The sequence below is a fragment of the Bradyrhizobium sp. USDA 327 genome, from assembly GCF_041262065.1.
Taxonomy (GTDB): Bacteria; Pseudomonadota; Alphaproteobacteria; order Rhizobiales; family Xanthobacteraceae; genus Bradyrhizobium; species Bradyrhizobium liaoningense.
In genome coordinates, this window is sequence record NZ_JBGCCW010000001.1 from 575674 (window position 1) to 596440 (window position 20767).

Consider the following 20767-nt stretch of genomic DNA (forward strand, 5'->3'; position numbering starts at 1 on the left):
GATTTAAGTGGATTCCTGCCGGGTTATGCTGAACGCGGGGCTTTACGATTTTGTCGTTGCGTCGGGAGGGCGTAGCCCGACCAGAGCGACGACAAAATCGTCGGCGACGGTCATGCGGCCATCACCATAGCTTGCGTGCCGAAGTAAGCCTCGTCGGGCGTGCGCCCGTCAAGGCTCGAGTGAGGGCGTCCCTGATTGTAGAAGGCCAGATACTTGGCAATTGACGCTCGCGCCTCGGACACGCTGTCGTAGGCGCGGAGATAAACTTCTTCGTATTTGACCGTGCGCCAGAGCCGCTCGACAAACACGTTGTCGCGCCAGGCGCCCTTGCCGTCCATGCTGATGGCGATCTTCGCGTCCAGCAGCACATCGGTGAACTCGAGGCTGGTGAACTGGCTGCCCTGATCCGTGTTGAAAATCTCGGGCCTGCCGTGCTTCGCCAACGCCTCCTGGACCGCTTGGACGCAGAAGGCCGTCTCCATTGTGATCGAGACGCGATGGGCCAGGACCCGTCGGCTGAACACATCGACGACCGCCGCGAGATAGACGAAGCCACGCCGCATCGGAATGTAGGTGATGTCCATTGCCCACGCATGGTCGGGCCGCTCGATCTTCAATCCGCGCAACAGGTACGGGTAGATCTTGTGACCCGGAGCCGGCTTGCTCGTGTTCGGGCGACGATAGACCGCCTCGATCCCCATGCGCTTCATCAGCGTCGCGATGTGGCGGCGACCGGCGTATACCCCCTCCCGCCGCAGCAACGATCGCAGCATACGCGCTCCCGCGAAGGGATAATCGAGATGCAGCTCATCGAGCCGACGCATCAAGGCAAGGTCCTCGGCCGAAACTGGCCGAGGTTCATAGTAGACCGTGCTGCGAGCCAGCTTCAGGACCTTCGCCTGGCGCACGATAGAAAGATCATGACCGCGGTCGATCATCGCTTTGCGCTCAGCAGGCCCGCCTTGGTGAGCGCGCCGGACAAAAAATCGTTTTCCAACGCCAGCTCGCCGATCTTGGCATGTAACGCCTTCAAATCGACCGGCGTCTCGGCCGATGTCTTGTCATGCCCAAACACGCCGGCGGCGCCTTCCAGGAGCTGGTTTTTCCAGATCGTGATCTGGTTCGGATGAACATCAAACAGTTGCGCCAGCTCCGCCAGTGTCTTGTCTCCTTTGACCGCAGCCAAAGCAACCTTCGCCTTGAATGCCGGAGAATGCGTCCGGCGGCTCTTCTTCGTCATCTTCGCTCCTGATTCGCAGCAAGAATCCTCGCCGCTGTCAGGCAGAAAACCCACTCAAGCTACTGTCCGAATTTGCGGGGCCAGCTCTAACCATCGTGTCGCCTGTTCCCATCCTAAGGGCGAAAGCGAAGAGGAAGGCATCGGGAGTTACGAGTGGGGCTTCGGTTTGAGCGAGTGGGTAAAGTCCGGCCTTTCGTCCCAAGTGCGTGCGCAGATTGAGGGGTATCTCTGTTGGCCGCTGCGGAGCTTTAGCGTAGGGTTCCCTAAAAGGGAGGCTGAATAGATGCTTACGTCGCCGACGGTTGGATTCGTTAGGACTTGGCAGGAGGAGTCTAAGCGCTGGACATACACCCTCACAACTTTACTGGGGGATTGGTTGAATCAGGCAGAGAGGCAATTCGGCACGCGTGATCGGAGCTGGACGATCCTTGGAATTGAGGTGGGAGGCCCTCGCCCTGGTGTTTGGTTTCCGCAGTACTCGCAGGAAAGCAGATGCGTGGTGATTCATCTGAGCGACACTTGTCAGTCGAATGAAGAGCAAGCGCGTTTCGAACTGTCTCAGGAAATAGTGCACCTCCTTACCCCGAACGGGGGTGGCGCCGCCCTTAACATTGAGGAGGGAATTGCCACCCTGTTTGCAAACCTGGTTGGGCCAAGGCACGTGAACGCCCCTTCTTATGTGAAGGTGTTGGGCTATGTGGAGGAACTTCTGAAGATTGACCCTGAGGCGATCATTAAGCTGCGAGCGAATAGCGATAGGTTTCAGGATTTCACTCCGGAGTTTATCCAGAAGCGGGTTACAGGCGTGTCTGATCAGCTAGCCTCCGACCTTTGCACGCCCTATCGGGACTAGACTGGTGAGTATGCTGTTCGAGCAAACCTTGGCCCAGATGGAGGCGTGATCGTGGTCTGGGTCTTTGGCTTCGGGTCTCTCACCTTTGATGGATGGCAGTCCGAGTTCGGCTGCGCGGGGTCTCAGCGCGCAACGCTTCGTGGCTATCGTCGAACCTTCAATAAGAAGTCAGTGGTTAACTGGGGGACCAAAGAGAACCCTGGCATCACGCTGAATCTGGAGCCGTTTGATGGGGCCAGCTGTGAGGGAGCCGCTTTTGAGTTTCCGGACAATGACAAAATACCGGTCCTCTTACGTGCTCTGCGAAAAAGAGAAGCGTGTGATCCGACAGATCTGCAGGTGCTGTTGGCCGACGGGCGCTCGGTAGACGCCAAGGTATACATCTATGAGGGAGTAAACCCGCTCGGTTCGACGATAAGCACTGCCAAGAAGGCAGAGATGATCCTCAAGGCCCGAGGCACTAGTGGCAGTGCACTGGATTATGTGAGGAGGAATTTTGAAGGCCTGCACGATGTGGGTTTAGAAGATCCGGCCGTTACCGAGCTATGGCAAGCAGTGCAGGCTCTCCAAGGCTAGGATTTGCCTTTGAGGGTATGGGAGAGGGTATAGCTCCGGCAGATGAGCTCGGTAGCGAGGCGATAGCAGACCATCCGTCCCGGCTGGGGCCTCGTCAAGAATGCTGCCTCAAAGTGTGACATCTATCACATTCAGGCAGGTCTAAGTCGCTGATTTAGCACAAATGCTAGCACAGAAATATTTCTACGTTGATTTAGTGACGATATCTCAATTGCTTGCGTCGATTACCATCCGTCTCGAATCGTGGTGGCTTGGTCCTTAGAGAACCATGTCTCCCCTCGTCGCGAAAGAAGGCTATCCTATACGCAGATTGTCTGCGGACACTTTGCCGGAGCTGCCGGTCTTGCGCTCGAAGCTGATCCGGGCCCCCTCAGCAAGGGAGGTGTATCCGGCCTTCTCGACTGACCTGATGTGCACGAATACGTCGGCTTCGCCATCATCGGGCTTGATAAATCCATAACCCTTTGTCGCGCTGAACCACTTCACAATACCGGTTGCCACTACAATGTCTCCATCTCAAACAACAGCGATCTAAGTATGGTTTGCGAAGGGCATCAAGCCGGTGCGCGGGGTATGCAATGTTGCTCCGGCACGATATGGAGCAACATCGTCGCCGGGCGTGAGCTTAGGGAGGGGCTAGCTGGAACGCCCATCGCGCGCCCTCAGCGGCTTCCGGCGGAGGTGCCGGCGACTGGCACTGTGGTCTTGTCGGCCCGGCGCAAGCGCGGGAAGCCTACTTGCAAGGGGTTTCTCAACCATGCCTTCGAGCGTTCGCTCCTGAGAGTCAGGTACGCTCTTCTGTTCCAGAAGAGCAAGAAAGGCCCGCCCTTTGTCCGTTATGATCCATTGTCCGGGTTCCCGCGTAACCAGCCCTTGTCCGAAAATATTGAGATCCGGCGTCTGCGCCGCCAATCGCTTCGTACGATCCGTCCACTCCGGACCGCTGGTGTAGAACACCGCCAGGTAATCCTTGAGGACGGCAAGGCTCGCCCGGCCCTCCGGTTGGCCGGCGAGAATCCTAAGTATCGAGACCTGAAAACTCACTTTCTCCAACCAAACGCGGTAGCACCAAAGCCGCAAATCTTAGCGGCACCTGCCGGACCCCGCGCTCCACTTTAAAACAAGAACCTCAAAACAAATGCTGATGCGGATCCGGCAGATTGGGACGCAAATGTAGACCGTCCTTGTCGAGCTGGGGAGGCCCTTTGATTCTATTCCTCGCTCGTTCCTGCAAGGCTGTCGGGCTGTCAAGCGTCGAACCGGCCTGATCATGGACAGCCCAAAGCTTGGCAAAACGGAGTTTGCGCCTCTCAAAGAGACAGGTTTCGAGGACGAGTGTTCGATCTAGTGTCGCCGCGTCCATACGAACGCGAATGGATGCCCCAAAGGTGTTCGCCAAAATCGTAATTCGGATGTCGAGCCTGGTACAATCTGAGGTGACGTTGCCTGCTCTTATCCCCCGTTTAGCAAAGGATTGCGGCGCATATGGGCGAGTTCATGCTGGATCTCGACGCCGCTTCAGCTTCACGGCCCTGCATCCGCTAGCCTGTCGGCCTAAGCAGCCGGACCCGAGCCATGATCGGTCGGTAAGCTGCTCGGTCGAAAGTCCGATCTAAAAACGCGAAAGGCGATTGCCGACAGCGATAGCGGGACTTCCGGCGAGCTTGCGCTCAGTATCGTACCTCGCCCGCAGCTCTTGACTGATGCCCATTATTGCGTGAACGAGAGGCGTCAAAATTTGGGAATGGCAGCTGAGAATGATGGATGTGGTTGCTGAGGCGAACGCCTCGGAGTTACCGCGCATTTTGCACAAATCCTCCCGGCGCTCGTCTTGGATTCTCGTCCTCTTGGTCTTCTTTGGTTTGTGTGCCGCGGCAGCCTGTGTTTGGACTAACATGGAGACAATTTTGGCGAGGTCGCAAGTGCTTGGGCCCGCGCCGATGCATGGCTTGTCACCTGAGGTTAGGGAAGCTCTGCTGGAGGTTCGATCCGAGCAACAACGGGCGAGCGATGTAATCGCAGAACTCAATCGCAATATCGGTGCGCAGCAAGCCGATTTGAAGCGGATGACGGACCAAATCGAAGCGTTGACCGCGAAGATCGAATCCTTGCAGAGTTCACTCGCTGCTGCGTCTGCGCCGCCAGTCTCTTCTCCGCCTGCAGCCCAATCAGCTTCGAAGCTGGCGAAAAGAGCGGTCCAGCCCTCTAAGCCAGAAGGGCCAATTTCCGTTGGCGGCGCGCCGCTGATCCCTGAGCCAGGATCTGGCCAGCATTGACGGAAGCGCTTGGGGGATCTCCGCCTCAACCAATTCCGCCTGAAGCTTGTCGGCTGTGCGTCTGATCCCGGTCTGCCCGCGTCCACGCACTGCCAGCAACCCATACTGGGGGTCCAAAGGTTGGTTTTGGTGCCAGTATACAGGAGGGTGGAGTATCTCGACCGCAAGCCGTCAGGCATGACTCTCAATTTCAGCTTCAATCATTGGAGCAAAGGCTCCGAGATCGGCGCGAGTTCTGCATTCGCGTTGTCGCTGTCCACGAATTCGGACATGCCCTCGGTTTTACGCATGAACAGAACCGCGACGATGCGCCGGAGGCGTGCCGTAACGAAAAAGCTTCCGGCTCGGTCGGCGATTATAAGGTCACCCAATACGATCTCGATTCAATAATGAACTATTGTAATCCAGCATGGAACGGAAAGGACAACTCAGCCCACTCGATATCGCCGCCGTCAGGAAATTCTATCCCTCCCGACACTCGGTCTCTTACTATCCATGGGCGCGCCCGCGCTGGCCGATCGCGCGGCGGTGCAGATTGCTGCGCGCTACAATGTCAGGACGGTTCACGTCCAGTACGTTGGCGTGATGTACAACGACAAGCAGGAAGTCGGCGGCGGCTCCGGGCTGCTCATCGGCGACAGCCTCGTGCTGACCAACAGCCATGTGATCGGACGCGAGGAGAACTACAAGAGCTTCGACGTCAATGCCCGCCTCGGGTCGCGCAATGCGAATCCCATCAAGGTCACTGCGGTTCATCGCGACGATGCCAGGGACCTGGCTCTTCTGGAGCTGTCGCAGTCCGCCGGCAATAGCCGTGGCGCCTCTCGTTGCCCGATGCCTGTGATCAACGACAACCAGCAGGCCCCGATCTATTTGCTAGGTTATCCTCTCGATCTGGATCTGAGCATTTCGAGCGGTCTGATCAGCAGCCAGACGAGCCCGAACGGCCGACGGCAGACCGACACAATCATGAATGTCGGCAACAGCGGCGGACCTGCATTCAACGAGTTCGGCGTGGCGGCATCGTCAAGTGGAACGAGGCGCAGGTTTCCGGTGTCAACTTCATCATTCCAGCGACCGTGATCACCGCAAGCCCGCTCTACAGCATGATCGCAGCCCTACCACAACCCTCTGTCTGCTGGACGAAATGGGTTGACACGACGATCTTCTTTGAGAACTGGAGCAAGCTGAACTCCACGCATGTGCAGACCCAAGCCAACGCTGGGGTGAAGATCCCCGAAATTCTTGCCGGAGCGATCCACACGATACTGCCCGAAGACCGCCGCCTTATCGTGAACGTGCCGGTATCACAGCTTGACGAACCGAAGCAGATCGAGCGCTCCTATACGGTGGATAAAACCAAGGACGACCACCCCGTCGTCTTTGCAGAGCATACTGCAGACTATGCCGAGACGTTCCCTGCAGAGCCCGGCTATCGCATTGCAGGGTGCACGTGGCACGTCGAGACCGGAAACGGCGCCAGCAATATCGCTTGTGCGGTCAACGATACCGGCGCGCAGGCTCGCTTCACCTACAAGCTCACGAGCGGACCTGCCGTCGACAGATACCGCGGATGGCTCGGCGCCACTGTCAACGTTTCCCAGATCCTTGCGACGCAGGTGCCGATCGATGGTCATGCTTTCCTTACCGGCCTGCGCTTCCAACGGGCTGCATCGGCTCGGCCCCGCTTTCCGGCAGGTTCAGGCGATACTCGCTGTCCTCTTCTGCGCGCTTGCGGCCGGTTGCGCCCACCAGGGTCCTGCTTCGCAGCCGGCGAAGCCGCATATCCACAAAGCACCACAGAAACATGTGAGCGCGTTCAGGGGATATGGCTATCGCTACGACCCCGGCTATTACCATGATTTTCGGCGCTATCATGGTTATCGGACGTGGCGGCCCACCGCCGGCGAGGCGAGCGAGGAGGCACCTCCCGACAAGAGCACTACCGGGTCCGACGTTGTGGTCAACAAGTCAGTCTTATTGATCGAGGAACCGCAATTCACGCTTAACACTGCACGCCATTTGCGGACCGCCATAAGACGCGAGGCGGCCACTGTGGTGCTTGTAGAGGTGGATGACCTCATCTTCGATAAATTGAGCCGCCTCTCTCAGATACGGTCGTAACGGGCAATAACCAGCTAGACGTTCCTCCGACCGAGCCGAGGGAAGCAGGCGCGTCTGCGCCAGAACTCTTCCGAGACGATGGGTGGTCACTGGGCGCTGAGACCTTGGGCTGCGGCTTTGAGGATGCGCGGGAAAGTGCGCCAGCCGCGTTCATGAGGAGGAACCGATCGGTGTAAGAGTAAACTGTTGCGGATGGCGAGACGGTAGATCCCTCACGCATGCTGGTGCAGGCAGATCCATATTGCATCCCAACTTCCTTAGCGTTGTAAGGCACGATAAAGCGCGGTGCTAACCAGCTATAATGTCGCGGCCATTACCCCAAGAAAGGACAGATCGTATGGGATTGCTCAAAAACGTACGAGCGGAGCATTCCTGGAAAGGCCCCCGGCCATGTGGCCGATCGAGACTCAGCATCTGCCGACGAGAACACTCCCCGGCCGCTCTAATGATTATTGTACCGCTACGAGCAGCTGCTGAACCTCTTGCGGCCTGTGAAGAACAGTTGTTGCTTTTCAAGTTGAGAGGCGCCGCATCGGGTTCATATTTTGACTGCGACGGGAACCTAGCTGCCGAATATTGCAGAGAGCGATTGAGCGCACAACCGCAGAGTTTCCATTGTGCGTGTCGTAGCCAATGTTGTCGCTTATCTAGACAGCTTGGTGGTCGCCCGTTATGCGCGTTACGCTACTCCGACCATCGATGCTGACTGGCACCTCACCGGCGACGGTTGCGCGATGAACGAGGCGATGTTGGTCGCCGTAGTCATTCACTGCATAATGTTGTGTAGCGCGATTGTCCCAGATCGCTACATCACCATCCCTCCAACTCCAACGCACAGTGTTTTCGAGCGCAGTGATATGAGACTGAAACAAATCGAACAGCTTCTGGCCATCGTATTTCGGCAGGCCAACGAAGTTTTGCACCAGAGCGCCGAGCACGAGCGTGCGTTCGCCAGTCTCCGGGTGCACGCGCACAACGGGATGCTCAGTCCGATAGATTGTTTTAGTGAAGACTTCGTCCAAGTGCTTCTTGTCGAGCTCGCTGACGCGGGCAAGTATTGCGTAGTCAAAGGCATTACTGTGAACGGCCCATAGCCTGTCTGCAAGCCCTTGGAGCGGCGGCGCTAGGTCGAGGTAGGCCGAGGCGGTGTTTGACCAGACCGTATCGCCACCGAAAGGTGGCATCACAATGCCTCGCAGCACGGCGATCTTAGGGTAGGCATCGACGAAGGTTCCATCAGTGTGCCAGAGATCCGCCCGGCTACCTGCACGGGTGGAATCAAGCTCGATGATCGACGCTGTTCCCTTGATCGCACCGAGCGTTGGATGAGGTGTCAACTCTCCGAAACGAATGGCAAAGCTCTCCTGCTCCGCATCATCGAGGTGGAGCTGGCCGCGAAAGAAGATGACCTTGTGCTCCAAAAGCAGCCCATTGATCGAGGCAATCGTCTGCTCCGGTAAATCGCCTGACAGTTTGACATTTCGGATTTCTGCGCCGATGCGCACTGCGCGTTTAATGACATCGGCGCGAGGAATGACATTGTCCGACAAGATCATTGCAGTCATGGTCCCATCTTGCGTAGCCCCTAGGCCACACTATCCGCTCGACCAGGCAGACCAGCGCGAGCGGCGACCGCTAGCTGGATCCGTCATCATCTATGGGTAGCGAGTGGCTCCCGTTTGAACTCACGCGACTTCGAAAAGGTTACCGCAGCATCCGCTTCATCGAATATTGAACAAATCCCTAGTTCGATCAATTGCTAGCAGTGGTAGTTGACCGCGGCGAAAGCGTTGTATTTCGCTGAGCGTTTGCTCTTGCGTCCGCTGCCCGATGAATAGGAATCTGTTCGAATGCACGGTCACTGACACCGAAGCGATAAGAGGTCCCCTAAGAGCTGCCCGTTCCTCGCCGCAAAACGTCGATAGAACGGCAGCGTCCGGAGAACGCCGGCCGAGGTTCGGGCCATTGACGGGGGCGGTCTTCGCAGCCGCGGCGTTCGATGCCTTCGCCGGTATGAGGGAACATCTGCGCGCCACAGCACGCCTCCTTCGCTTCGACCGGGTTGTTTGTACGCTTGAAGACGAGGACTGTGTAGCAGACGCCATCCCGGATGTCGGCAAGAGACCACGGCTTCTCGCCCGCTTTGTAATAGACACCAGTCGTGAGATTCCACGCGACGGTGCGTCATCCTGCATCTTGCGGGAAAGCTCGCCCTTGCTGTTGAGGTATTCGCGCGGGGCAATGGCGGTCTGCGCACGAGCTGGGTGATCGCCTCGCAGCCAAGTAGCCTGGCCCTGAGCTGGTTGTGGAAATGGTTTTCGAGCAAGTGCTTCTCCGCGGCCACATTGGCGTCGTCGAAGAAGACGCCTTGGCGCTGTACCGCTATTTGGAGAAGAAGCCTATATCGCCCTGCGGTGCCAGGATCTGATGTTCGGTAATCCATCCGAGTATCTGGCGAAGACGGCGGAAGTGCTTTCGATCCAGCTCAAGCCCGATCTTGTCGCGACCGACGTTGAAATGAAGGCTTCGCGTGATTTTCTGATCCACAACGGCGGCCTGATCAATCAGCTCTACCTCGACGAGGCCGGCCGCAAGCTCGGGGCAAAATCAATGAAGAACTCGATATCTACGAAGAGTTTTCGCGGACGTAGTCAGGAACGCCAAAATGTTATCCGGCGCTATCCAAGAGAGACCGAGCAGAAATATCGATGAAGACCCAACTCACAGAGTGTCGCCGGATCGGTAGTGTTCTTTCCGTACGCGGACAATGTGACCTAGCTTACTCGCGATATAGAGCTGGCCCCGCAAATTCGGACAGTAGCTTGAGTGGATTTTCTGCCTGACAGCGGCGAGGATTCTTGCTGCGAATCAGGAGCGAAGATGACGAAGAAGAGCCGCCGGACGCATTCTCCGGCATTCAAGGCGAAGGTTGCTTTGGCTGCGGTCAAAGGAGACAAGACACTGGCGGAGCTGGCGCAACTGTTTGATGTTCATCCGAACCAGATCACGATCTGGAAAAACCAGCTCCTGGAAGGCGCCGCCGGCGTGTTTGGGCATGACAAGACATCGGCCGAGACGCCGGTCGATTTGAAGGCGTTACATGCCAAGATCGGCGAGCTGGCGTTGGAAAACGATTTTTTGTCCGGCGCGCTCACCAAGGCGGGCCTGCTGAGCGCAAAGCGATGATCGACCGCGGTCATGATCTTTCTATCGTGCGCCAGGCGAAGGTCCTGAAGCTGGCTCGCAGCACGGTCTACTATGAACCTCGGCCAGTTTCGGCCGAGGACCTTGCCTTGATGCGTCGGCTCGATGAGCTGCATCTCGATTATCCCTTCGCGGGAGCGCGTATGCTGCGATCGTTGCTGCGGCGGGAGGGGGTATACGCCGGTCGCCGCCACATCGCGACGCTGATGAAGCGCATGGGGATCGAGGCGGTCTATCGTCGCCCGAACACGAGCAAGCCGGCTCCGGGTCACAAGATCTACCCGTACCTGTTGCGCGGATTGAAGATCGAGCGGCCCGACCATGCGTGGGCAATGGACATCACCTACATTCCGATGCGGCGTGGCTTCGTCTATCTCGCGGCGGTCGTCGATGTGTTCAGCCGACGGGTCCTGGCCCATCGCGTCTCGATCACAATGGAGACGGCCTTCTGCGTCCAAGCGGTCCAGGAGGCGTTGGCGAAGCACGGCAGGCCCGAGATTTTCAACACGGATCAGGGCAGCCAGTTCACCAGCCTCGAGTTCACCGATGTGCTGCTGGACGCGAAGATCGCCATCAGCATGGACGGCAAGGGCGCCTGGCGCGACAACGTGTTTGTCGAGCGGCTCTGGCGCACGGTCAAATACGAAGAAGTTTATCTCCGCGCCTACGACAGCGTGTCCGAGGCGCGAGCGTCAATTGCCAAGTATCTGGCCTTCTACAATCAGGGACGCCCTCACTCGAGCCTTGACGGGCGCACGCCCGACGAGGCTTACTTCGGCACGCAAGCTATGGTGATGGCCGCATGACCGTCGCCGACGATTTTGTCGTCGCTCTGGTCGGGCTACGCCCTCCCGACGCAACGACAAAATCGTAAAGCCCCGCGTTCAGCATAACCCGGCAGGAATCCACTTAAATCCAGCGGGGCGCTGTCCAAACAACCGGGGCCAGCTCTGTAGCACAGAGAGGTGAATCGTCATGTATGATCGAATCGGTGGCTCATCTACACGCACTAGCCAAACTGACGAACCGAGCCAGTCGGTGGATAGCGGCAGCTTTACAGAAACACTTGCAGATCTCGCGCCCCAGTGGAGCTCACGATCGGGGGAGTTGCCTGACAAGATGGGGGCCTGCTGCAGCAAGCCACATACCTTGGATGCAAACGTTCAAACCTCTAGCGCCTCCGAACCCAGTACATCCTCTCCAGAGAGTCCGGCCACCTCCTTGTTCGAATACAGAACGGCCGACCTGCGTGATGCGAATGTGGACGGCATCTGCGTCGGGCTGACTGCGGAGTGGTTCCGCAATCTTAGCAACAGCCCATCAACCCGAATGAGTGCGCTTACACCCGGATCGCAAACGCACGCCTCAGCGGCTGAACGGCAGCAGCAATATCAAGGTCTTAAGGATCAGTTACGAAGCAGGGGAGCAGGATCTTCTCAGGCCGACCTTCAGGCACAAAATACCATTTTGGAGGAAGCAGGCTTGGAACCGGCTGGAGAAGAGAAGAGATTCGCATTCGGCAAGTCTTCGAACGTCAAGTCCATGGTGAACGAAATCAATGAAGACGGATCGAACCATTTACTCAGCTTGTATTTCGCTGAAGGCGGCGCCCACACAGTGGCGACGTCGGCCTCGAATGGAACGACCACGCTTTTCGACCCTAACTATGGAGAATTTACTGTTCGATCAGATCCTGACCAGATGGCTTCATTGTTACAAAGCCTCGCCAATCGTTACAGGAATCCCAACGGGCAGCATTTGTCGACAATCACGACGCAAAGGATGCAGTGAGTTGGGCCTTCAGGCCGCGGTGATTGACGCCTTCTGTGAAGGCGCGGATGCGTCGGCCGGCGCTTGCGTTCGGTCGCGGCGGGGGCAAATCTGCAGCGGATAGGCGGCTGCGTGCCGGCTTGCGATTGTGCCGGCATCGAAAGCGGGGGGGCGGCACCCCGCTATCCATGACGGTCGGCACAAATTGCAATTCTGTTTCGCAATGGCCGCCTGCGGTTTGCTCAACTGACGTCGCCAAGAAACAATTGCTGCGGCGACAATCCATGCCGTCCGCTATCGAACCACGCGCTTGATCCAGACCGACTGTGCGCAGAATATGACTTTCCACGACATCAACTTTGAAGCACGCAAAGCCGGCGCATCGATATTGGTCCAGCTGTGACTCTTACAAGCAGCTTCATCCTGAAAAGCCAAAGTCTTGATTGACAAGGCACCTTATCTTCGAACGGTGAAAGCGTCGGAGTTTTCCAAATTGCCAGGGTGCTCCCTGCAGGACCTGAGGGGCGCGACTCCAGCGATTGCGCCGCTGCGGGCGGCGCCACAGAATGCACCCCGGCGCTGGTCGCTAATCTAGGGTCCAGACTCAATTGAGCCAATATGCGACGAGAGCGGCGAGATGAACAGCGGCCAAAAAATTACGGGCGAGCTTGTCATATCGCGTGGCGATGCGCCGGAAGTCCTTGAGCCTGCAAAAGCAGCGTTCGATGACATTTCGTCCTTTGTAGGCGCGTTTGTTGAAGCGATGGATGACGACACGGTTAGATTTATTGGGGATTACGGGCTTGGCGCCACGACGAATGATTTCGCCGCGAAGCTTGTCGCCATCATACCCTTTGTCGGCGAGGAGCACGCTCATGGGTGGCGCGAGCGCCAGGACATCGGGAGCCGCAGCGATATCGGCATCCTGGCCTGGAGTCAGATGCAGGACGACCGGCCGGCAGAGCGGATCGCTCAGCGCATGGATTTTTGTCGTGCGGCCTCCGCGCGAGCGGCCGATTGCTTGATTGTGCTCCCCCCTTTTCCGCCGGAGGCACACCGGTGAGCTTTAATCGAGGTCGAGTCGAGCGACAGTACGACGCCGTCTTCGCCAGGCTTGGCCAGCGCTTCGAAGATTGCGCACCATCGTCCTCGCTTGGCCCAGCGATTGAAGCGATTGTAGATCGTCGTGTAAGGGCCGTATTCACGTGGACAATCACGCCATCGTGCACCCGATTGCAGCATGTGAATGATGCCGCTGACGATGCGTCGGTCGTCGTCCCGATCCGGCCCCGTCAGTCCCCTCGGCAGATGCGGTTCGATACGCGCCCATTGCCTGTCGTTCAGCCAAAACAAACCAGCGCGCATTCTCTCGCCCCCGAATCAACACGTAGGCAAGAGAATCACGTGGCGCTATTTAGGTACAGACCCTAATGCGCCCTACGCTAAAGGCCAGAACCGAGAGGCATCTCCGTAGCTACTTTTGGAAGCGTTTGGTTCAAGAATTGCGTCGCTCCCATGCGAGCCTTATCGTGCCGAACGGATGCTCGACTGTCTCGCGATGCTGGCGCATCGCCTCTGTGTTTGCATCAAGGCGCTGCTGCACGGCCTTGAGCAGACGCTCATGCTTGCGTGCTTCCAGAGTGCCTATCTTGTCCTTCAACTTCGCTGCCGGCACCCCCTCAAGCATAGCTTGAATCGCCTTATCTAGCTCGCGCTCAGTCCACTCCCGGCATCGTGACGCTGCGACCGCGCCCCGTCCCCGAGCTTCCGCATCTTCGGTAGCCAGAGCCACGAAGGCGGCGAGGTCTTGCCCTCCGGACAGGCTGACGCGATCGCGTTCGATGACGCCGGCGTCATCGGAGTGGTTTCCGGCGAACCACACCTGCTGCAGCCAATCCGCTTGAAATTTCGCGCAAGGGCTGCCCCGCACATTCAGCGCGAGAGCAGGCCTTTGTCGGGCACTTACTGCGCCCGTTGTCGGCATTGAGACTGAATGCCAGAAACCTGACACTACGCGCAGCTATGTAGTGCCTGCTGAGCCTGCGAATTCACTTCGGCACGCGATTTGCTCTGTTCACGGTGTGGGACCGGTCCGGAGGCTATAATGGCGGACACATCGGGGGCACGGTCGAACCTCCTTCACCAATCCGTACGGTCGATCTATGGCGATGCCGACAGGTTCGATGTCACCCGGCGGCACAACCCGCACCTGTCGTTCGGCCAGGGGCCGCATTTCTGCCTGGGCGCAGCGCTGGCGCGTCTGGAATTGGGCTGCGCCTTCCCCGCGCTGTTCGTGCGGCTGGAGCATCTGGCGCTGACCATCGCCGCGGAGGACGTCGTCTACATGCCGTCTTACGTCATTCGCTGCCCGCAGCGCCTGCCGGTCACCTTCCGCCCTTCCATCGCTTAGAGAGTGAAGTGCCACCATGTCCGAACAACAACCCTTGCCGACGCTGCCGATGTGGCGCGTCGATCACATCGAGCCCTCGCCCGAGATGTTGGCGCTACGCGCCAACGGTCCGATCCACCGCGTGCGCTTCCCCTCCGGGCACGAAGGCTGGTGGGTGACAGGCTATGACGAGGCCAAGGCGGTGCTGTCCGACGCGGCGTTCCGGCCCGCGGGAATGCCGCCGGCGGCATTCACCCCGGATTCGGTGATTCTCGGTTCGCCGGGGTGGCTGGTCTCGCACGAGGGGCGCGAGCATGCCCGGCTACGCGCGATCGTGGCGCCGGCCTTCAGTGACCGCAGGGTGAAGCTGCTCGTGCAGCAGGTCGAAGCGATCGCCGCGCACTTGTTCGAGACGCTGGCGGCCCAGCCCCAGCCCGCCGACCTGCGGCGCCACCTCTCCTTTCCGCTTCCGGCCATGGTCATCAGCGCGCTGATGGGCGTGCTCTACGAGGATCACGCCTTTTTCGCCGGGCTGTCCGATGAGGTGATGACGCACCAGCATGAAAGCGGCCCGCGCAGCGCGTCCCGCCTGGCCTGGGAAGAACTGCGCGCCTACATTCGCGGCAAGATGCGCGACAAGCGCCAGGATCCGGACGACAACCTGCTGACGGATCTGCTCGCTGCGGTCGACCAGGGCAAGGCGAGCGAGGAAGAGGCGGTTGGCCTGGCGGCGGGCATGCTGGTGGCGGGGCACGAGAGCACCGTCGCGCAGATCGAATTCGGCCTGCTAGCCATGTTCCGCCATCCGCAACAGCGCGAACGCCTGGTCGGCGATCCGTCCCTGGTCGACAAGGCGGTAGAGGAAATCCTGCGCATGTACCCGCCGGGCGCGGGCTGGGATGGCATCATGCGCTATCCGAGGACCGACGTGACCATCGCGGGCGAGCATATTCCCGCGGAGAGCAAGGTGCTGGTCGGCCTCCCGGCAACGTCGTTCGATCCGCACCATTTCGACGACCCGGAAATCTTCGATATCGAACGCCAGGAAAAGCCGCACCTGGCTTTTTCCTACGGGCCGCACGCGTGCATCGGCGTGGCGCTGGCCAGGCTGGAGCTCAAGGTGGTGTTCGGTTCGATCTTCCAGCGCCTTCCCGCGCTGCGCCTGGCCGTGGCGCCGGAACAACTGAAGTTGCGCAAGGAGATCATCACGGGCGGGTTCGAGCAGTTCCCGGTGCTCTGGTGATGTCGCGGACGCCACGGGCGATCTCGATCTTCTCCGGAATCTGCCGCGCGCCGGTCAGATCAGCCCGCCAACAGGTAACCAGGATGGACGTGCAAGAAACCACGGCAGCATGCCGGGACGCCTTCGCCGAACTGGCGTCGCCAGCGTGCATCCACGACCCGTATCCGTTCATGCGATGGTTGCGCGAGCACGATCCGGTGCATCGCGCGGCGTCGGGCCTCTTTTTGTTGAGCCGCCACGCCGACATCTACTGGGCGTTCAAGGCCACGGGCGATGCGTTTCGGGGTCCGGCGCCCGGCGAACTGGCGCGCTATTTCTCGCGTGCGGCGACCAGCCCGTCGCTCAATCTGTTGGCGTCCACGCTAGCGATGAAGGACCCACCGACGCATACGCGTCTGCGCCGGCTGATCTCGCGCGATTTCACCATGGGCCAGATCGACAACCTGCGGCCGAGCATCGCGCGCATCGTCGCAGCGCGCCTGGACGGCATAACGCCCGCGCTGGAGCGCGGGGAGGCGGTGGACCTGCATCGGGAATTCGCGCTGGCCTTGCCCATGCTGGTTTTCGCCGAACTGTTCGGCATGCCCCAAGACGACATGTTCGAGCTCGCTGCCGGCATCGGCACCATTCTGGAAGGCCTGGGCCCGCACGCCAGCGATCCCCAGCTCGCCGCGGCGGACGCGGCCAGCGCCAGGGTGCAGGCCTACTTCGGCGACCTCATACAGCGCAAGCGCACCGATCCCCGCCGCGACATCGTGTCGATGCTGGTCGGCGCACATGACGACGATGCCGACACACTGTCGGATGCGGAGTTGATCAGCATGCTGTGGGGCATGCTGCTGGGCGGCTTCGTCACCACTGCTGCGAGCATCGACCATGCCGTCCTGGCGATGCTGGCGTATCCCGAACAGCGGCACTGGCTGCAGGCAGACGCCGCGCGGGTGAGGGCATTCGTCGAAGAAGTCCTGCGCTGCGACGCGCCCGCCATGTTCAGCTCCATCCCGCGTATCGCCCAGCGCGACATCGAACTGGGCGGCGTGGTGATTCCGAAGAACGCGGACGTGCGCGTGCTGATCGCGTCCGGCAATCGCGACCCGGACGCCTTCGCCGATCCCGATCGCTTCGATCCCGCGCGGTTCTACGGCACCAGTCCAGGCATGTCGACCGACGGGAAGATCATGCTGAGCTTCGGCCACGGCATTCACTTCTGCCTCGGTGCGCAACTGGCCCGGGTGCAGTTGGCCGAGAGCCTGCCGCGGATCCAGGCCCGCTTCCCCACGCTGGCATTTGCCGGGCAGCCGACCCGGGAGCCCTCGGCATTCCTTCGGACGTTCCGCACGCTGCCGGTGCGGCTGCATGCGCAGGGGAGCTGAGATGCGCGTCATGGTCGACCAGGATCTGTGCGGAACCAGCGGGCAGTGCGTGCTGACGCTGCCGGGCACCTTTCGCCAGCGCGAACCGGACGGCGTGGCCGAAGTGTGCGTGGCGACGGTCCCGCATGCGCTGCACGCCGCCGTGCGGCTCGCGGCCAGCCAGTGCCCGGTCGCCGCCATTCGGGTCATCGAAAGCGACGCTGGCGATGGCGAGCGCGCCAGCGCCGACCCTGCGCCTTCTCCAGCGGAGGCCGAGCGGCATGCCGCGAAAGACCAGCACAATCTAGGATGACACGATGGGACGGTTTGAAGGCAAAGTGGCCGTGGTGACCGGCGCCGGCGCCGGCATCGGCAAGGCATGCGCCCTCGCCATCGCGCGCGAGGGCGGCAGAGTGGTGGTGGCCGACATTGATGGCTCGGCGGCTATCGCCTGCACCGCGCAGATCGCGGCCGAAGCGGGCCACGCGCTCGCCCTGGCGATCGACATCGCCGATGCGCAGGCGGTGGCAGCGCTGTTCGAGACGGCGGAGCGGCACTTCGGCGGGGTCGACCTGCTGGTGAACAACGCGAGCGCGATGCATCTGACCCCGCGCGACCGCGCGATCCTCGAGCTGGAGCTAGCGGTCTGGGATCAGACCATGGCGACCAATCTGCGTGGCACGCTGCTCTGCTGCCGGCAGGCCATCCCCCGGATGATCGCCCGCGGCGGTGGCGCGATCGTCAACATGTCGTCGTGCCAGGGGCTCAGTGGTGACACCGCACTGACATCCTACGCCGCGTCGAAGGCGGCGATGAACATGCTGTCGTCCTCACTTGCCACCCAGTACGGTCATGCGCAGATCCGCTGCAATGCGGTTGCGCCGGGTCTCATCATGACCGAGCGACTCCTCGCCAAGCTGGACGCGTGCATGCAAACCCATCTGCGCCGTCACCAGCTCCTGCCGCGCGTCGGCCGCCCCGAGGACGTGGCCGCGCTGGTGGCGTTCCTGCTCTCCGACGATGCTGCGTTCATCACTGGCCAGGTCGTGTGCATCGACGGCGGCATGCTGGCGCATGTGCCGACATACGCCGACGGTGGCAACAGCCGCGCCGCGCGGCCTGCCGGCGAGACCGCAGAAGCGGACGCGGCGCCGCGCTGCTGATGGACATGCTGCTCAACCCGCTGAACCGTCGGCATCGGCTGCGGCACGACATCCCGGTCGTGCCCGGCGCTTTTCCCTTGGTCGGGCATCTTCCCGCCGTCGTCTGCGACCTGCCGCGCCTGCTGCGGCGTGCGGAACGGACGCTGGGCAGCCACTTCTGGCTAGATTTCGGCCCTGCCGGACACCTGATGACCAGTCTGGATCCGGATGCTCTCGCACTGCTCCGGCACAAGGACGTGTCCTCGGCGCTGATCGAAGACATCGCGCCCGAATTGTTTGGCGGAACGTTGGTCGCCCAGGACGGCATCGCGCACCGGCAGGCGCGCGATGCGATCCAGGCGGCGCTTCTGCCCAAGGGGCTGACCCTGGCCGGCATCGGCGAGCTGTTCGCGCCCGTCATCCGGGCGCGCGTGCAGAGGTGGCGGGAACGGGGCGACGTCACCATCCTGCGCGAAACCGGCGATCTAATGCTCAAGCTCATCTTCAGTCTCATGGGAATCCCCGCGCAGGACCTGCCGGGATGGCATCGCAAGTACCGGCAACTGCTGCAGTTGATCGTCGCGCCCCCGGTCGACCTGCCCGGACTGCCCTTGCGGCGGGGCCGCGCCGCCCGCGACTGGATCGATGCGCGGTTGCGCGAGTTCGTCCGCGCCGCGCGCGAACATGCCTCGCGCACCGGGTTGATCAACGACATGGTGAGCGCCTTCGATCGCAGCGACGATGCGCTTTCCGATGACGTCCTGGTCGCCAATATTCGCTTGCTGCTGCTTGGTGGTCACGACACCACCGCCTCGACGATGGCCTGGATGGTGATCGAGCTAGCGCGGCAGCCTGGGCTGTGGGACGCCCTGGTCGAGGAGGCGCAACGCGTAGGCGCGGTGCCGACTCGGCACGCGGACCTGGCGCAGTGTCCGGTCGCCGAGGCGCTGTTCCGCGAGACGCTGCGCGTGCATCCGGCGACGCCGCTCCTAGTGCGTCGCGCACTGCGTGAATTGCGACTCGGCCAACAGCGCATTCCTACGGGCACCGATCTGTGCATCCCGCTGCTGCATTTCTCGACCTCGGCGCTGCTGCACGAGGCGCCTGATCAGTTTCGGCTGGCGCGGTGGCTTCAACGCACCGAGCCGATCCGGCCGGTGGACATGCTGCAGTTCGGTACCGGCCCACACTTCTGCATGGGCTACCACCTGGTATGGCTGGAACTGGTGCAGTTCTGTATCGCCTTGGCGCTGACCATGCACGAGGCCGGGGTGCGGCCGCGGTTGCTGAGCGGCGTCGAAAAAGGCCGGCGCTATTACCCGACCGCACATCCGTCCATGACTATCCGCATCGGATTCTCATGAGCTGGCATCGCATGCCCCGTGTGGTGAGGCAGCGGCGCCGGCGACGCGCGGCATTGCTGCACTCGGCGCGCGCGCTCGGTGCGAGGCCGGCAACACCGCGGCGGCTCGCCGCTCGCCGTGGCCGTCTCCTGGCAGGTACAAGGACATGAACAACATGCAGACTGGTTCCACGCCACACGACGACCGAGCTGGCGTTTCCGCGAACGGCATATTGGGCGCGCAGGCGCGCGGCGCATCCGGCAGGCTGCTGCCCGAGATCTGGATGCAGGACGGCGCAAAGCGGGTCGAAGAGGCGCTGGCGCGTCTTCTCTGCGCCGAAGACGACGGTGAGACCGAGCTGATGGCGGCGATGCGCTACGCCACCTTGCATGGCGGCAAGCGCACCCGCGCCTTGCTCTGTTTGGCTGCCGGCGCACTGGCCGACACGCCGGCGCACATGCTCGATGACGTCGGTGCCGCCATCGAGATGATGCACGCCTGTACGTTGGTCCACGACGATCTGCCCGCGATGGACGACGACGTGCTTCGCCGCGGCCTTCCGACCGTGCACGTCAAGTTCGGCGAAGCCACCGCGATCCTGGTCGGCGATGCGCTGCAGGCGCACGCCTTCCTGACCCTGGCGAGCCTGAATGCGCCGGGCGACAGCCCTATCGCGCTCGTGCGCGAACTGGCGCAGGCGGTGTCCGCCGAGGGGGCCGCAGGCGGGCAGGCCATAGATCTGTCGCTGGTTGGAAAGCACGTCGAGCTGGACAGGATCGTGGCGATGCACCGGATGAAGAGCGGAGCGCTAGTGCGCGCGTCCGTTCGCATGGGCGCGCTATGCGCTGTCGGCGTGAATGCCGCGCACGCTGCACTTTACTGTGCGCTGGATCACTACAGCGCCTGTTTCGGCCTGGCGTTACAGGTGATCGACGACATTCTCGACGTGACAGCGGATACCGCGGCGCTGGGCAAGACCCCCGGCAAGGACGCGGCGGCGCAGAAGCCGACCTGCGCGTCGATCATGGGACTGCAGGAAGCACGCCAGTTCGCGCTGGATCTGTTGCGCGATGCCGGCGAGGCCATCGCGCCGCTGGGGCCGCGTGCGGAACGGTTGGCGCAACTCATACAGTGGGCCAACGCGTATCTGTTCAAACACGCGCCACGCGCATGAGCGCGCCCGTCCGCATCGAGTCGCCCCTGTGCCGCTGCGATCGGCCGGCGGCAGAGTGCATCCTGCACTGTGTCCGAGTCC

General features: G+C 61.0%; 19 protein-coding genes and 2 pseudogenes. 16 read left to right on the forward strand and 5 right to left on the reverse strand.

Annotated features, from left to right (window positions below; genetic code table 11):
• Positions 1 to 110 precede the first annotated feature (110 nt).
• A protein-coding gene (locus ABIA42_RS02440; protein ID WP_370115697.1) for an IS3-like element ISRj2 family transposase occupies positions 111 to 1240 on the reverse strand; the annotation gives its coding sequence in 2 pieces (ribosomal slippage) (positions 111 to 988 and positions 988 to 1240; 1131 coding nt in all).
• Between the two features lie 496 nt (positions 1241 to 1736).
• Between ABIA42_RS02440 and ABIA42_RS02445 the strand changes: the two genes are divergently transcribed.
• Both ABIA42_RS02445 and ABIA42_RS02450 read left to right on the forward strand, forming a co-directional pair.
• The gene (locus ABIA42_RS02445; RefSeq protein ID WP_223153695.1) at positions 1737 to 2093 is read left to right on the forward strand and encodes a hypothetical protein; all 357 of its coding nucleotides are present in this window, start codon (positions 1737 to 1739) and stop codon (positions 2091 to 2093) included.
• A 45-nt stretch (positions 2094 to 2138) separates the two neighbouring features.
• Positions 2139 to 2669, forward strand: a complete 531-nt coding sequence (locus tag ABIA42_RS02450; RefSeq protein ID WP_370115699.1) for a gamma-glutamylcyclotransferase — start codon at positions 2139 to 2141, stop codon at positions 2667 to 2669.
• A 294-nt stretch (positions 2670 to 2963) separates the two neighbouring features.
• Here ABIA42_RS02450 and ABIA42_RS02455 read toward each other — a convergent pair whose 3' ends face one another.
• The gene (locus ABIA42_RS02455) at positions 2964 to 3170 is read right to left on the reverse strand and encodes a cold-shock protein (RefSeq protein WP_011084914.1); all 207 of its coding nucleotides are present in this window, start codon (positions 3168 to 3170) and stop codon (positions 2964 to 2966) included.
• A gap of 1256 nt (positions 3171 to 4426) precedes the next feature.
• Between ABIA42_RS02455 and ABIA42_RS02460 the strand changes: the two genes are divergently transcribed.
• The 4 genes and pseudogenes from ABIA42_RS02460 to ABIA42_RS02475 all read left to right on the forward strand — a co-directional run bounded on the left by ABIA42_RS02460 (position 4427) and on the right by ABIA42_RS02475 (position 6807).
• Positions 4427 to 4945, forward strand: coding sequence for a hypothetical protein (locus ABIA42_RS02460; RefSeq protein WP_011084916.1), 519 nt, complete (start codon positions 4427 to 4429; stop codon positions 4943 to 4945).
• A 203-nt stretch (positions 4946 to 5148) separates the two neighbouring features.
• Positions 5149 to 5295, forward strand: a pseudogene (locus tag ABIA42_RS02465) (M12 family metallopeptidase); the annotation flags it as partial.
• A 145-nt stretch (positions 5296 to 5440) separates the two neighbouring features.
• Complete coding sequence (locus tag ABIA42_RS02470) at positions 5441 to 6028, forward strand: serine protease (RefSeq protein ID WP_011084917.1); 588 nt, start codon at positions 5441 to 5443, stop codon at positions 6026 to 6028.
• Entirely contained in the window at positions 6025 to 6807 is a 783-nt protein-coding gene (locus tag ABIA42_RS02475; protein ID WP_011084918.1) for a hypothetical protein, read from the forward strand. The genes ABIA42_RS02470 and ABIA42_RS02475 overlap by 4 nt, the downstream gene beginning before the upstream one ends.
• Before the next feature lie 909 nt (positions 6808 to 7716).
• On the opposite strand, the gene ABIA42_RS02480 is transcribed toward ABIA42_RS02475, so the two are convergent.
• The gene (locus ABIA42_RS02480; protein WP_011084919.1) at positions 7717 to 8634 is read right to left on the reverse strand and encodes a TauD/TfdA family dioxygenase; all 918 of its coding nucleotides are present in this window, start codon (positions 8632 to 8634) and stop codon (positions 7717 to 7719) included.
• An 862-nt stretch (positions 8635 to 9496) separates the two neighbouring features.
• Here ABIA42_RS02480 and ABIA42_RS02485 point away from each other — a divergent pair.
• From ABIA42_RS02485 to ABIA42_RS02495, 3 genes are all read left to right on the forward strand, one after another.
• Complete coding sequence (locus ABIA42_RS02485) at positions 9497 to 9781, forward strand: hypothetical protein (protein ID WP_038945511.1); 285 nt, start codon at positions 9497 to 9499, stop codon at positions 9779 to 9781.
• Between the two features lie 168 nt (positions 9782 to 9949).
• Positions 9950 to 11079 (forward strand): IS3-like element ISRj2 family transposase gene (locus ABIA42_RS02490; RefSeq protein ID WP_370115697.1). Its coding sequence is split into 2 segments (ribosomal slippage): positions 9950 to 10202 and positions 10202 to 11079, totalling 1131 coding nucleotides; the frame shifts between segments, so codons are not numbered across the junction.
• A 169-nt stretch (positions 11080 to 11248) separates the two neighbouring features.
• Positions 11249 to 12064 carry a YopT-type cysteine protease domain-containing protein gene (locus tag ABIA42_RS02495; RefSeq protein ID WP_028153672.1) on the forward strand — a complete coding sequence of 272 codons (816 nt, stop codon included), beginning with the start codon at positions 11249 to 11251 and terminating at the stop codon, positions 12062 to 12064.
• Between the two features lie 583 nt (positions 12065 to 12647).
• Here the strand turns inward: ABIA42_RS02495 and ABIA42_RS02500 are convergent.
• Both ABIA42_RS02500 and ABIA42_RS02505 read right to left on the reverse strand, forming a co-directional pair.
• Positions 12648 to 13408, reverse strand: a protein-coding gene (locus tag ABIA42_RS02500; protein WP_110115998.1) for an IS5 family transposase whose coding sequence is annotated in 2 segments (ribosomal slippage) — positions 12648 to 13069 and positions 13069 to 13408 — 762 coding nt in all. Because the reading frame shifts where the segments join, the coding sequence is not laid out codon by codon here.
• 92 nt (positions 13409 to 13500) lie between these two features.
• Positions 13501 to 13670 (reverse strand): annotated as a pseudogene (locus tag ABIA42_RS02505) (IS5/IS1182 family transposase); the annotation flags it as partial.
• A gap of 477 nt (positions 13671 to 14147) precedes the next feature.
• Between ABIA42_RS02505 and ABIA42_RS02510 the strand changes: the two are divergent.
• From ABIA42_RS02510 to ABIA42_RS02540, 7 genes are all read left to right on the forward strand, one after another.
• Positions 14148 to 14453: a cytochrome P450 gene (locus ABIA42_RS02510; RefSeq protein WP_011084937.1), complete on the forward strand. Its 306-nt coding sequence runs from the start codon at positions 14148 to 14150 to the stop codon at positions 14451 to 14453.
• 16 nt (positions 14454 to 14469) lie between these two features.
• On the forward strand, positions 14470 to 15675 hold the full coding sequence (locus ABIA42_RS02515; RefSeq protein ID WP_011084938.1) for a cytochrome P450: 1206 nt from the start codon (positions 14470 to 14472) through the stop codon (positions 15673 to 15675).
• 83 nt (positions 15676 to 15758) lie between these two features.
• The gene (locus tag ABIA42_RS02520; protein WP_014497730.1) at positions 15759 to 17048 is read left to right on the forward strand and encodes a cytochrome P450; all 1290 of its coding nucleotides are present in this window, start codon (positions 15759 to 15761) and stop codon (positions 17046 to 17048) included.
• Between the two features lies 1 nt (position 17049).
• Complete coding sequence (locus tag ABIA42_RS02525; RefSeq protein WP_014497729.1) at positions 17050 to 17340, forward strand: ferredoxin; 291 nt, start codon at positions 17050 to 17052, stop codon at positions 17338 to 17340.
• 4 nt (positions 17341 to 17344) lie between these two features.
• Positions 17345 to 18190, forward strand: a complete 846-nt coding sequence (locus ABIA42_RS02530) for an SDR family oxidoreductase (RefSeq protein WP_011084940.1) — start codon at positions 17345 to 17347, stop codon at positions 18188 to 18190.
• On the forward strand, positions 18190 to 19533 hold the full coding sequence (locus ABIA42_RS02535) for a cytochrome P450 (protein WP_018647447.1): 1344 nt from the start codon (positions 18190 to 18192) through the stop codon (positions 19531 to 19533). Before ABIA42_RS02530 ends, ABIA42_RS02535 begins: the two co-directional genes overlap by 1 nt.
• A gap of 154 nt (positions 19534 to 19687) precedes the next feature.
• A complete protein-coding gene (locus ABIA42_RS02540) occupies positions 19688 to 20686 on the forward strand; it encodes a polyprenyl synthetase family protein (RefSeq protein WP_028170303.1) in 999 nt (332 codons plus the stop codon).
• Positions 20687 to 20767 lie beyond the last annotated feature (81 nt).

Bases quoted from the DNA above. Each gene is read 5' to 3' on its own strand.
- ABIA42_RS02480 (WP_011084919.1), bottom strand. From the start codon at position 8,634: ATGACTGCAATGATCTTGTCGGACAATGTCATTCCTCGCGCCGATGTC.
- ABIA42_RS02540 (WP_028170303.1), top strand. From the start codon at position 19,688: ATGCAGACTGGTTCCACGCCACACGACGACCGAGCTGGCGTTTCCGCG.
- ABIA42_RS02485 (WP_038945511.1), top strand. From the start codon at position 9,497: ATGTTCGGTAATCCATCCGAGTATCTGGCGAAGACGGCGGAAGTGCTT.
- ABIA42_RS02535 (WP_018647447.1), top strand. From the start codon at position 18,190: ATGGACATGCTGCTCAACCCGCTGAACCGTCGGCATCGGCTGCGGCAC.
- ABIA42_RS02510 (WP_011084937.1), top strand. From the start codon at position 14,148: ATGGCGGACACATCGGGGGCACGGTCGAACCTCCTTCACCAATCCGTA.
- ABIA42_RS02515 (WP_011084938.1), top strand. From the start codon at position 14,470: ATGTCCGAACAACAACCCTTGCCGACGCTGCCGATGTGGCGCGTCGAT.
- ABIA42_RS02470 (WP_011084917.1), top strand. From the start codon at position 5,441: ATGGGCGCGCCCGCGCTGGCCGATCGCGCGGCGGTGCAGATTGCTGCG.
- ABIA42_RS02530 (WP_011084940.1), top strand. From the start codon at position 17,345: ATGGGACGGTTTGAAGGCAAAGTGGCCGTGGTGACCGGCGCCGGCGCC.
- ABIA42_RS02460 (WP_011084916.1), top strand. From the start codon at position 4,427: ATGATGGATGTGGTTGCTGAGGCGAACGCCTCGGAGTTACCGCGCATT.
- ABIA42_RS02525 (WP_014497729.1), top strand. From the start codon at position 17,050: ATGCGCGTCATGGTCGACCAGGATCTGTGCGGAACCAGCGGGCAGTGC.
- ABIA42_RS02495 (WP_028153672.1), top strand. From the start codon at position 11,249: ATGTATGATCGAATCGGTGGCTCATCTACACGCACTAGCCAAACTGAC.
- ABIA42_RS02520 (WP_014497730.1), top strand. From the start codon at position 15,759: ATGGACGTGCAAGAAACCACGGCAGCATGCCGGGACGCCTTCGCCGAA.